Annotated in this window: 11 protein-coding genes and 1 pseudogene; 5 read left to right on the top strand and 7 right to left on the bottom strand. The window is 43.3% G+C overall.

Annotated features, from left to right (window positions below; all coding sequences use genetic code 11):
* Positions 1-6 precede the first annotated feature (6 nt).
* From mobC to DCH402_RS23030, 5 genes and pseudogenes are all read left to right on the top strand, one after another.
* Complete coding sequence (gene mobC, locus DCH402_RS07845) at positions 7-810, top strand: MobC family replication-relaxation protein (RefSeq protein ID WP_040000610.1); 804 nt, start codon at positions 7-9, stop codon at positions 808-810.
* Positions 803-1,612, top strand: a complete 810-nt coding sequence (locus tag DCH402_RS20750) for a DNA methyltransferase (RefSeq protein ID WP_233276338.1) — start codon at positions 803-805, stop codon at positions 1,610-1,612. The genes mobC and DCH402_RS20750 overlap by 8 nt, the downstream gene beginning before the upstream one ends.
* The gene (locus tag DCH402_RS23035) at positions 1,501-1,845 is read left to right on the top strand and encodes a site-specific DNA-methyltransferase (RefSeq protein WP_233276337.1); all 345 of its coding nucleotides are present in this window, start codon (positions 1,501-1,503) and stop codon (positions 1,843-1,845) included. Before DCH402_RS20750 ends, DCH402_RS23035 begins: the two co-directional genes overlap by 112 nt.
* 256 nt (positions 1,846-2,101) lie before the next feature.
* A complete protein-coding gene (locus DCH402_RS07830; protein WP_040000608.1) occupies positions 2,102-3,517 on the top strand; it encodes a hypothetical protein in 1,416 nt (471 codons plus the stop codon).
* Positions 3,518-3,808: 291 nt separating this feature from the next.
* Positions 3,809-4,214: pseudogene (locus DCH402_RS23030) on the top strand (transposase); the annotation flags it as partial.
* Positions 4,215-4,521: 307 nt separating this feature from the next.
* On the opposite strand, the gene DCH402_RS20745 reads toward DCH402_RS23030, so the two are convergent.
* The 7 genes from DCH402_RS20745 to DCH402_RS07805 form a co-directional block, all read right to left on the bottom strand.
* Positions 4,522-7,644: a hypothetical protein gene (locus tag DCH402_RS20745; protein WP_050583279.1), complete on the bottom strand. Its 3,123-nt coding sequence runs from the start codon at positions 7,642-7,644 to the stop codon at positions 4,522-4,524.
* A complete protein-coding gene (locus tag DCH402_RS22250) occupies positions 7,625-7,840 on the bottom strand; it encodes a hypothetical protein (RefSeq protein WP_152486902.1) in 216 nt (71 codons plus the stop codon). Before DCH402_RS22250 ends, DCH402_RS20745 begins: the two co-directional genes overlap by 20 nt.
* Entirely contained in the window at positions 7,816-8,172 is a 357-nt protein-coding gene (locus DCH402_RS23370; protein WP_411431453.1) for an ABC-three component system middle component 1, read from the bottom strand. The genes DCH402_RS22250 and DCH402_RS23370 overlap by 25 nt, the downstream gene beginning before the upstream one ends.
* Positions 8,150-9,433 carry an ABC-three component system protein gene (locus DCH402_RS07820; RefSeq protein WP_040000607.1) on the bottom strand — a complete coding sequence of 428 codons (1,284 nt, stop codon included), beginning with the start codon at positions 9,431-9,433 and terminating at the stop codon, positions 8,150-8,152. Before DCH402_RS07820 ends, DCH402_RS23370 begins: the two co-directional genes overlap by 23 nt.
* Positions 9,434-10,489, bottom strand: coding sequence for an MBL fold metallo-hydrolase (locus tag DCH402_RS07815; protein ID WP_040000606.1), 1,056 nt, complete (start codon positions 10,487-10,489; stop codon positions 9,434-9,436).
* Positions 10,490-10,811: 322 nt separating this feature from the next.
* Positions 10,812-10,949: a TIGR02391 family protein gene (locus tag DCH402_RS21150; RefSeq protein ID WP_233276336.1), complete on the bottom strand. Its 138-nt coding sequence runs from the start codon at positions 10,947-10,949 to the stop codon at positions 10,812-10,814.
* 325 nt (positions 10,950-11,274) lie between these two features.
* Positions 11,275-12,219 (bottom strand): ArdC family protein, encoded by a 945-nt coding sequence (locus DCH402_RS07805; protein ID WP_040000604.1) that lies wholly within the window; start codon positions 12,217-12,219, stop codon positions 11,275-11,277.
* Positions 12,220-12,434: the final 215 nt, after the last annotated feature.

Genomic DNA, 12,434 nt, shown 5'->3' with positions numbered 1-12,434 from the left:
CTATCAATGCTTATCCATAACGTTGCTGAAAGAAATGAAGTCGCAAAGCGGAGGATGCAGGCATTACTGTATTTTCTCAAGGAGGAAACATTCTCTGATTTCCGCACTTTAAAAAGAGTGGTCGGATATAAAGGAAAACATAACCATGCGATGTATAACCTGCTCAATAAAGCAGTTGCGATGGGCTTCCTGAATAAACATGAATACCCGGTATTGACCGGAAAAAAATCATTGTGGGGGATCACCATGCAGGGACTGGCAATGGTGGTTAGCGTTAATGACAAGGTTTTCCCCGCCTATTTTGAGCCGGGAAAACTCAGACACTCGACGCTGGAACATCGACTGTTAAACCAGCGGGTCAGGATCGCCCTGGAGGAAAAAGGCGGCACAGGCTGGCTTAATGGCGATCGGGGAGAGTTTATAGCGCGGTACCTGAGTGTCCGGCACCGACCGGATGGCATTATTACCTTAAGCAGCGGTGCCATCGTTGCGGTGGAAACAGAGCGGTCGATGAAAACCCGCGCCCGTTACATCAGCATTATTAACAGTCATCTCGCTGCCAGCGACGCCGGACGCTGGCACTATGCGATGTATGTTATGCCGGATGATAAAACGAAAGAATCGCTGGTCAGGCTGTTTGGCAGCATCAGAACGGTGATAAGGAACAACGTTCCCGTCCCGTTTGATGCGAAGCACCGCGAGATGTTTCTCTTCCGCACCCTTGATGAACTGGAAAATAGTGTCAGTGATAAACAGGGTGGCCCCTCTTCATCAGTGGGTGACGATGACGGGAGGGAACGCCATGTATGACGTTTTGACTCATGGTGACTGCCTTGACGTACTGCTCAGTATGCCGGACAACTCTGTGGACAGCATAGTGACCGACCCGCCCTATGGTATTAAATTCATGGGTAAGACATGGGACTATGATGTTCCTGCACAAGCCATCTGGGAAGAATGTCTACGCGTACTCAAACCCGGTGGTCATCTGTTGTCCTTCGCGGGATCCCGTACTCAACACCGGATGGCAGCGCGTATTGAGGATGCGGGCTTTGAAATACGTGACATGATCGTATTTCTCTACGAGACCAGCAATGCTGCTCAGACCCTCATTGAAAGTTTGTCGCCGGACCAGCTCAAATTGCTGGACGCTGCATTTGGACGTGACGGAATGCTGGGCTGGGTATACGGTTCTGGATTTCCTAAATCTCATCACACGTTAAAACCAGCACTGGAGCCGATTACCCTTGCCCGTAAGCCATTCAGAGGATCCATGGCATCGAACGTTCTCGTTTATGGTACCGGCGCTCTGAATGTCAGAGAATGCAGGATTCCTCTGGCAGAGGGGGAATCTCCCTATGATTATCCAAATGGACCGGGGGGTTCCGATCCTAACCATATGTGGCGAGGCAGAAATAAAGGTGATGGGGGTATCGCCAGGCAAGGAAACCCCGATGGCCTGCCAATCTTATCCATGACGGCAGTGATGAAGTACTTGCTATGTTCCCGGATACTCCTCAACAGGCAGAAATTAGCAGCGCCAGTCGGTTTTTTTATTGTGCGAAAGCCAGCAAAAAAGATCGTGGTGAGCGTAACAATCATCCATGTGTAAAGCCCACCGAGCTGATGCGTTACCTTTGTCGCCTGATTACTCCTCCGGGCGGCACTGTACTTGATCCCTTTATGGGGAGTGGAAGTACCGGCAGAGCTGCGGCGATGGAAGGTTTCTGTTTTATCGGTATTGACCGAGAAGAGGATTATGTGAAAATTGCTCGCAGGCGTATTGAAGCAGCACGTAGTAGCATGGTTCGTTCTGGTGATGCAGGAAGATGCAGTGATAAATGAAGACGGGTTAAATTCCTCTACGAGTCTGTTAGCTCAGATTTGAGTTGACACTGTTATGGCTCAGGGCCATAACATAATCTGACAGGAAAATTCATGGCACAAGCAGATATTCAATGCATTAGTAGGATAAATAAATTAAGTAAAACATTAAACACCCGGATGCACCAGGATATTAATTTCTGAGATGAATGATAATGCTTAAAAATGTATCGCCAGTTCTTCGAAGATGCTTCGTCTTATTAGGTGAAACGCTGAAATGACTCCAGTTTCTTTTGGCCTTTTTGGTGTATATGCCTTAGCGCTGCCTAACGGTATGGGATTTGGTGATGATCCGCCTGTGAGCGCATGGGGGAGTAACGATCACCTGACAGTATGTGCATTGACTCGTAATTGCCATAGCGGAAAACATGGCATTCTCATAATGCGTCGTCGTGATGACGATGTATGGGCAGTACTACGCAGGGAACCAAATTCATTTAGCAAAGAAGAAGCTTTCGCAATCATCAGCCAAGCGTGCGATGAATCAGCGAGCCGCGTTCCATTGCCTCCGGGTTCTCGTAGACGTGCACCGCTATGGGATTTAAAGGGCGGAGAACCAAGTGGCATCTTCAAGTTGCTCGGGCATCCTTGTAGGGAACCTGGCGCATGGATGCTGAATCAACTGTATCTTGCAATGCCTAATCCAGACACTCACTGGGCGAAAGAGTGCCAATCTGATAATTTCCACACCCGACTCTGGGAAGCCATCCTTCTGGCTAGTTTCCGTGAACAGGGAATGTTAGTCACTCAAGATCATGCCTCTCCTGATTTTCACGTGACGAATAGAGCGGGGGGAGAAGCATGGGTAGAGGCTGTAACAGTTAATCCGACAGAACGTTACGACCATGCTACTGCAGGACCAGGAAAAGTTCCTTTAGATAGACGAGAAAGAGTGTTGGGAGTTGCAGCTGAGCGCTACGCGCGGACCTTACGGAATAAGTTGCTAAAAAATTACACCAGTTTGACTCATGTCGAAGGTAAGCCATTTGCCATTGCAATAGCGGATTTTCACGCTCCAGGTTCCATGATGTGGAGCCGTGAGGCTCTGATTACCTATCTCTATGGATTATATGGCAGAGAAAAAGAGAAAGATGGGAAGGTTGTCGTTGAAGCAGAAATTGTTGATTGCCTTTCAAGCGACCCCAAAATCCGTACTGGCTTATTTTTATCACACGATAACATAACACTCTCGGCAGTCATTTTTTCTAACGCAGCTACTTTGTCCAAGCTGAGCAGAGTCCCTATTTCATCCGGCGCTTTAATAGAGGGCTATCGGTATGTGAGAATTGGTGAGTTTGCCGATGACTCTCCAGGGGCTTTACGTGGTATTCCCTTCAGCATGGATGTTACCAGCGAAGAATACCGTTGTTTATGGAAACCTTATGATTATGAGCCTTGGACTGCGGAAATAGAAATTTTTCATAATCCAAACGCGAAAAACCCTATCAGTCCTGCGCTATTTCCAGAGGCCACACATTGGCTTCCTATAAATGGTAAGATAATTTGCAAACGCTATTTTGAGCATAGTATTTTGAAAAGTCAAACCAAGATTCAACCGTCACACATGCCAGTATCAACAGTAGATAGTCTTGTGTTTAAATATACTCACGAGTCAGATGATGAAAATATTTGATTTCAGCTTATATATAGATTTCAATTATTACAGACATACAATAAATCTCTCCACATCAAAAGCGGGATTATTCTTTACAATAGTGGTTTAATTGCTAAGTTTTTAACTTAATCACCTTAAACTCTGAACTAGATATGTCCAATAGCTATATAGCTATTGACGAAAGGAATTTAATCTCATCTAAAAAGTCGGACATCAACAGCATAAGGCTATAAATCCCAAAAAGGTATTGTAAGCAGAGCCGTTTTAGTTCCACGCACTTTTTGAGATTTCCAGATTTTCAGCGTCGTTACATTTCCCGGCATGGGGCAGTGTATGGGCCCGCGCATGCTTGCCGCACTCGGTGATAACAGCAACCTCTTCAGCAGCACAGAAGAAATTCAAAATTGCGCTGGCATTGCATCAATCACCGAGTGAAGCGCTCAAAAATATTTGGTACGCTGGCACTTCCAATGTGCGAAGTTCGTCTGAGAGACTTTCATGGAATAGGCTGCGAAGATGGTTAATTCGTCACACTGAGCCAGACTGTATTATCAGGGACAACGAGAAATGGAAAACTCATCAATCGGCGATCAGCTCTCTGGCATTCAAATGAATAAGGATCATCTACCGCTGCTGGAAGAACAAAACCCGTAATGACGAAACGGAATATTCACTGGCACTGGAAGATCGAAAATCGCCATCACTGATGCCATAAAAAAACTTGTTTAATGCCTCTGGGTATGAAGAGGACATTGCTAGTTCTGCACTACATTAATTATTGGGGAGTAGGTCAAGGCATTACTTACATTTTAGTTTATTAATCAATGGGTAGCAGGTCGACACGGTCAAGCATGGTTGTCATGAGCTGTGATGGATTAATTGTTAGATCACTTCCTTCTACTACGAGTCTTAAATAGAGGTTATTGCATTAGCTTTTTCTTAATTCTCAGGAAGTAGACTCAGTTAAATCAGCTCCGAGGCTTGAGATATCAAAGCCCCGGGATCATCACCTGAATCACTTCTTAATCATCAACCTCAACTTGCCCTAAACTCTTTAACTTAAGGAATCTAGATTGGCACAATCCAGCGGGAATTTTTCTCTTAAGTAGTTCGTAAAAATTTTCATCATGTGTAGAAATTACTATTTGCTTATTATGATTAAGAGCAATCCCTCTAAGCAAATCAATAGTGGACAAAACATTGATTGAATCCATAGAGTGAATTGGATCATCAATTAATATAAGATCAAGTAGCTGCCCGGTTGGAGATTTTGCATTCAACGCCCTCGCTAGAAAAATGCTCAAGCTCAAAATATTCAACTGAGCTGAGCTAAAGTACAGTAGAGGGGAAATTTCTCTCTCGGACTCCTTATCTTTTACCAATATATTTAGGGTAGGCCTGTTCTTCAGCCCAAATCCACAAGCAAATTTCACCTGACTGAAATTAGGATGAGGATCGATCTTTCTATAAATTTCATTAATCAAATCAGTTTGAAAAACGGTGTCAAGTTGACGCTCTAGCACATTATTAATAAGGATTAGTTCGGCACCAATTTTTTCTTTTAAGGATTCATAACCAATTCGTCGTTCAACGATTGACTCCATTTCCTTCCTACAAAGCTCTCTATTGATAACTGGTGTCAGAGCTTCAAGTAGAGCTCTCAACTCACTTAACTTTTCGTCGCAGATATTTGTGCTTCGTTTTTGAGTAAGTACATTCTTAATGGCTGCGACTAGTCGGTCTTCATAATCAGGATATTCTACTGGTGAAATACCTATAAGCGATATGAATTTTGAATTGTAAGATTCTATTCTACTACGTAATTCAGTGACTCTTTCACCACAAAGCTCAAGTTGATTTTTTATTTGTAGGTTATCTAGGGGAAGATCGTTTTTCTTCAACCCATCGTTAATAGATTTAATAGCACTATCATTTTCTGACCATAAAGCTTTACGACCATCTATTTCGAGTTTTATATTCAGAGCCAGAGTCTGAAAATCATCATCGTTACCAGATAGAGCACAATTAAACTCTTTAAGATAGTTGAGGACTAGAGCATAATCTTGATCGGCATCAATTCCTATTAGACTCGTATTAATTTCTGATATGTTCGCGATTACAGAGGTCCTTTTCAAACTAAGGGCCTCAAGTTCTTTTTCTATTTTATTTACATCAACTTGACTCGTTTCAATTCTGGCCGAAAATCCCTTAAGCTCTTCATTAACCTTTATGGATAGCTGATCAGACGACAAGTTGAGAACTATAGCTTTATTTGATACCAACTCTTGCTGCAACGAATTGAGTCTTGACTCAAGAATAGACTTTTTCATCGTCACAGACGATATGCCATCTGTTTTAGAGCGAATATCAACTTCAAGCCTATTTATCACCTCGGATCTTTGCACCAAAAGCTCTGAAATCTTATCTGATAACAGATTTTTAGACTTTACCAAGTTGGTGGTTAATGTATTTCGTTGCTCAGATTTTTCCTTGAGGATACCTTTCAACTTGCTGTTGCTATCTATCGCTTCCTTGAGGGCTTCAAAAGTACCATGATCTTTTTGACACAGTGGACAATTATGCCCAGGATGAGTCGTTAGAATCTCCTCCGCAACAGCTGCTAGCTTCCCAAAAGCGTTGGATTGCGATTCGAGATCTTGTATTGTGAGATTGATACTGGCAAGTCTGCTCTCAATGAGCAAGTTTTCAGCCCTAGCAGCTCGTAGCGCAGAGTAAGTATCAACGCTGATACCAAGCAACGCCAAGTCACTGATACCTAGATCGTAAACATTTTCTGGGATTTTAGTTATTGCGACAAGCAGATCAGTTTGCTCTTTCAACTTTGTGGAAAGCAAAGTTAACTCTGTTGAAGCAGAACTCAATTCAGCATTAAGATTAATCTGATCTTGGGTGGTTTTCTCTATACTTTCATATATACGAGCGGCACCGGATTTTAATAAATCCCAAGTAGCTTTTCGATGCTGCAGATCCGTAAGACGTTTAAGTAACTCGCTCTTTTGAGTGCTTAGCTGCTGTACCCTAATTTCGATCGTTCTGAGCTGCAAATTTTCAGCTTCTACTTCTCGTGTAAGCCCCAATTTTTTACCGTAGAGTAAGCGGTATTTTTCTCCGGCAGAGTGTATGGACTGATTACGGCGAAGATCTTTTTCATAGCGATTAATTTCAGCTACATTTCCGACCTGTACTTGTAGCAAAGCATCTCTTGTAGCTATTTTTCCTAGCGCATCTAACAAAGCTTGCTCTTTAGCAAGCTGGAGAACCAATTCTGCTGAGTCTGTAGAGTTGCTGCTCAATCCTTCAGTAAGCTCATTTAATGCTTGCTCTCTTGTTGCGATTGAAACTAGATCGTGCTGGGCTTTGGCTGCTAATGTCACCAACTCTTCAGATAACGCATCAAGCTTTGTATCGTGCATTTGCTCCGGCAATGCCTGAAGAAAAATCCCAGACTCCCTTAATTCATTAGCTACATAAAAGAACCTCTCAACAATATGATTGTCAACAGGGGCTTCAATTTCAATACACAATTTTTTTTCAGCATTTTTGCATTTCTCAATCTGCTCACCCACGCCCAAGTATGCTGCCTGTACCTCTCTGCGTTGTATTTCGGTTTCTTCACCGTATATGCTGACGAATGCCTGATAACGGTCTTCAGGGTTTATACCACGGATAAAATAATCTATCGCATCTTGTGAAAGAAATATTGTTCGATAGGCCTCGGCTCCTTCGACCAACTTCTTTTCCTTAAAATCGACATCGAAACTATTTTTTCTAATAGTGCCTGGGCTACGCGAGAAGTCCTGGACTGTTGTAGAAACTAAAACGGAAGTTTCAAGATCACTCGGCGCTTCAATATTTCGCAGAATTCGAAGCGCTTCATCATCCTGCTTCGAACCACGTGCAGCAGCTTCAAATACCCCATCGCTGAAACGCTCCGATCCATTAGTCATAGCCCATTCTACTGCATCATAAAATGAACTTTTCCCAAATCCATTAGGAGCATAGAGAGAAATAAAGTTTGCTGGAACGTCAATACCATCTTGGCCCGGCACCATAAAGTCAAATGTCCCATTGGCTTTCTCTAGGTAAGCTCTGAAAGCCTGAACCTCAACTCTCTTTATTTTCATGAATGCCATGCTCCATTAGTAATGTGTCAATCATCTCTAATTTACCCTCTGCTGTCGCAGCAGAATAATTTCTAAGGTAGGACACGAGAGATGATGGCGTGTATTCGACTTTCACACCAAAACTTTGACCAACTGTCAAATTAACTTCAAAGATTTCATAATTCAGACGCTCTAGAGCAAATTCTTTTTCTTCCAAAAGTGATTCTCTGAACATGAATCGAAAACTAATTTTCTAGCTGTAAATTTATCATTTTCAATCAGTAACTTGAGCGATCGACTTACATGTTCTCTGCAAAAGAAGGCTATGTAGACATTCCATCGGGCAATTTTTCTCTCCGACTTGTAACGCAGCGCTACCACATTTTGTATTGCATTCCATGTGTGTTCTAAAACTTCAGGGCTTTCAACCCAACATGCAATACAGCTGACAAACTCAGAGTTTCCGGCCGTAAACAAATCGAATGCAAAATTAGGAAAGTTTTCTTTTAGCTCCCGAATGCGATCATTATTTGCACTTGTTAAATTCATCGGCGTATTTATCCTTAAAAAGTTCCATCAACTGAGCGGAGTTCAGTCCCAGAAATGCTTGTTCATTTCTCGTGATACATTCACGATGAAGGCTGCCTAAAAGTGCAAAACTAAACGGAACATCGCCGCTCTCAAGCCCCATGTCGATGCGTGCACCATCTTCGTATTCATATTCAGCAGCGGGAGCCCCAATATCTTCGACTAAATATTTTATAAAGCTTTTATCTGCAATCGGTTGACTTCCCACATCGCCGCTGGAAACGACCAAAACACCTCCGTGATCAAGTAACCTCCTGGCAGAGGATATGATATTATTCAGATCTCGAAGCCAAGCATCTTTGCTTCGCGAGTAAACGAACCTACTTGTTCTTTCCATGCTTTTTAGATAGTTAAGGTCCATTACTTTTACGTCATTTAGCAAAGAATGCAGAACAAAGAACTCGGCATAAGCAGACCAGAGTTGTAAGTCATACATGGCCTCGTCAGGCTGACCATTAACGATCAACCCTTTATCGTAGAGTGCTAACAGTTCATAAGGCTTAGGAATACCATCGTGAACCAAGCCTTCAGCTTTGTTGTGGAGTTGTCTGCGTAATGCGTTGAGTACTCTTGGACTATTCAGAGTGTAGTTGAATGTATTAGACCTGATTCTGCTGAAACAAAACAAAAATGAGGGAAGTATTGGCGGAAGATCATTTTCCTTCACTATTTCATCAAATCGAGCCATATCGTAGCATAAGACTACTCCGGGCTCTTGAGGCTGTGGCCCGGCCATCTCGATCTCGACCCCGATAAGATATGGTTTTTCATTCACAATAAGATATACCCCGCCGCCTGAAGCTCCTTCAATTTGGGCTTTCGGTGGCAGTCCTTCTAATGTTAAATAAAACGCTTTGTCGAGTTGCTTTATTTTACCCTCATAAGTTTTAAATCTTGTCTCTGCCGTGGCTTCTTTTGCACGATAACCAGGAAATCCCCCAAAAATCGCTTCACTTTTGTGGTCAAACTTATTGCTTTTAAATCTAACTAGAGGTAAGCCACTGACCAAAGGAGTTTTTAATAAGGCGCAATCCTCACTGTGAGGATAAACCTCTAAAATAGTGAGTAGCTGACCATCCCAAGTCTCAACCCTATTCTCTGATTTTAGAGTGTGCTTAGCAGTTAGGATATAGGAAAACTCCTCGGAGAGGCATTGAATCAATACACCACTCCCATCATTTACTTTAACAGCATGTTTTCTAATATATTCATGTATGGACATTTAGAGTACCATTTTTTCTTCACAAACATGTAATCTGTCAGAATATGCAGAATCTTCAGGCAATAGAATATTTCTAATAACTGATTCATAATTGAAATATACATTATTTCCGTCATTTGCATTTAAAATTCTAGCAATTGTTCTTTTATCCGGATGTCCAAATATAGAACTATCTGTCGAAATAACATATCTTTTTGAGGATAACAGTGAAAGCAAACTCTGGCTTGTATTACCTTTACTACCGTGGTGCGAGATTTTCACCATACTGCACTCAAGCGGATTCTCTGGGCTGTAACCTAATGATTTTAGTTTTTGCTCTACTATGTCTGCATGCGAATCCGCCAAAAGCAGAAAATTTATATCTCCAATGTTCAATATAAATGCTATCGAACTACCATTCGGCACTGACCGATCTGATTTGAATCGATCTGCGCAGAAAAAATGAGAAAAAGGAAACTTATGATCACTTTCTGCTTTTGATGTTTTCTTGTCAGCTTGTGAATATTCTCTTTCCCATGCTTTGCCAAGTCGCTGGAGTGCCTTTACAGATGGAGATAATATCGTGAACTCAAATCCCGACCTAATTAATTTAGGAATTTCATTATGAATTACCTGATTATACCAATTGAGTTTGCTGAGTTTTTCCTCCAGGGTTACACCCTGGGAGATGCTGGTCTTAACTTCAGCTCCTGCAACACCTGACACTTCATTCTTTTTACCATCTGGCTCAACGACAACAGATGATATTAGCCCATATGAATTAAACCAAAATTCTTTAACTAGGGAAGGCAGATAGTCATCGTATGACATGCCTTCTAGGATACCGCCAATATGATCGTCATCGACATGAGTAATAATAGCCAAGTCAACAAACTCACCTCTCTCTCGTAATTCATCAAGAAGCAAACGAAGGGGCTTAGCATATCCGTACAATTGACCGAATGTTTCGGCGGGCCCACCATCAATCAATAGATTGAAGGTGGATCCATCCTGCTCATGGCGAAGGAAAAGGCAGTCACCATGTGAAGCGTGAAGGATTTGAATGGTTGTACTCATAATAGCTCCCTAAGTGCTGACCTTGTTCATTATGCCATCAACCATGATGCTTTCGAGAGAGAAATGGCTATCCTCAATCATTTTTTTACTAATCAAGTCCTGAATCTCAAGCAAGATTCTTCTGGGGCTCAGAGGTGCGGGAATACATATCCAAGTACATAGGATGCTCGATCTAAGCAAGGTCGTGTCGATGTCAATATAATGGGCCACGCTAGCATCTTTGACTCGATAGTCAAACAAGACGTTACATCCAAGGCGTCGAAATACTTATGCGTTGACCTTCAGATAGATACGCCAATCCATAAAGTTCATGCAACTCCCCCTATGGTGCGGTTGTAGCTGTTTTATGCGCGCCATCCAGCTTACGATGAATAAGAGAAACCAAGGTAAGAATGTCCAGCGCATCCAGTTCAGACATAGGCCAATTCGTCTTAGGCGCATGGGCTAGTGGATTGCGCACTGCGCTGACCTGTTCCCAGTTGATTGACACACGGCATTGTTAGCAAGATTCATGGTGACTCAACTACGAACTTCTGCTCTTCGCTCGTTGCCGACTGTCATGCTGAATCGTGTTCTAACACAGAATACGGTCAGATCAAGTCTGAGCCAATACATCTAAAGCGATGAGCGGGCTCTTTGCCGCCCGCCCCCGCAGCCTGCGAATTTTTCCTGACACACAGTGCCACGAAAAATTCGTAGGGAGGTTATACCTTTAACACCACCACGACTCTGCCCACAGAAATATATGGTCAAAGCCGCATTCCTTTACGGCTTCTTACATTGCCTCAAGCTTTATCCATCAAATAACGATGCGCTTTTGATGCCGCACTAGCGGCTTTGAAAATAAATCGTTTGTCGTTCTTCAGTGCTTTCAGCCAGGAAGCAATATAGCTTTCGTGCTGGACCTCTCCGACAATCCCAAGATCCGCCATCAGGAACGCGCTTCCCAACTCGGCGATCAACTCCTCAAACGCATAATCCTCACTGCCAAATTTTCCTTTCATTTCACGGTTAAGCCTTTTTTTACCACCGCTCCAGTGAACCAGCTCATGCAGACCGGTAGCGTAGAAATTAGCCGCATCTGAAAACAGATGGCGCTCCGGTAGCCAGACTTCATCAGTTGATGGTTGGAAAAAGGCATTTTGCCCTTTCTCGATGATGTTTGCGCCGCTCTTTCGGAACAGATTTTCAGCCTCCGGCAACGGGTCAAAGGTTGCTTCTGGGTTAACTGTTTCAGTTGTCAGCGGAAGCCCATCAATTTGTTCAATATTGAACACGTTGAAGGTTTTCAGCATCGGGATATGGTCGATTTCGCCGTCTTCGTTTTCCTTCTCTAAGGTTGTATAGAAAATAGCTATAGTACCGTGCTCACCTTTACGAACCTGTCCGCCTACTGCTTGTGCTTGTTTGTAAGTCATCCAGCGTGAATCACCAAAGCCCTGTTTTGACGCGCTGCACCACAACAGCATGATATTCATTCCGCTATACGCGATACCGGTTGCGAAGTTGGAAGGCAACCCAGATATGCCCGACACTCGTTGCCATGGACAAGACCACGGTTTTACACCGGCTTCAAGCGCTGCAATGATGTTGTTGGTGACAGTCTGATAAATATCGGTTTTGGCTTTAGAAAATTTCGTTTTTGAGGAGCCTGACTGCTCCAGCGGGGATACGCTGGTCGCCGCTGCAGTGTTAGGGGCGCTAGTCTGGGTATGCAGGGAAATGATCATGTTTTTCTCCGTCAGTGGTGTGATTTTCGTCTTCGTATCGCCTGACGGTTCGCTTTCCCGACATCGTTCCGGCCAGCAAGGGCGCAGAATGCGTGCCATTTACCCTTGCGGGACGGGTTGTGTTGGGAAACGATTAGCCGGAAGCTGATACGGGGAACGGAAAAAGCGCGGGAGAAAAAACTGACCCTGCATAGTCGGACGTAGCGCCCCTTAGG

This window comes from Dickeya chrysanthemi NCPPB 402 (assembly GCF_000406105.1).
Classification (GTDB): domain Bacteria; phylum Pseudomonadota; class Gammaproteobacteria; order Enterobacterales; family Enterobacteriaceae; genus Dickeya; species Dickeya chrysanthemi.
The sequence above is the reverse complement of the archived record's forward strand: the minus strand, read 5'-3'. Positions and strand labels throughout refer to the sequence as shown.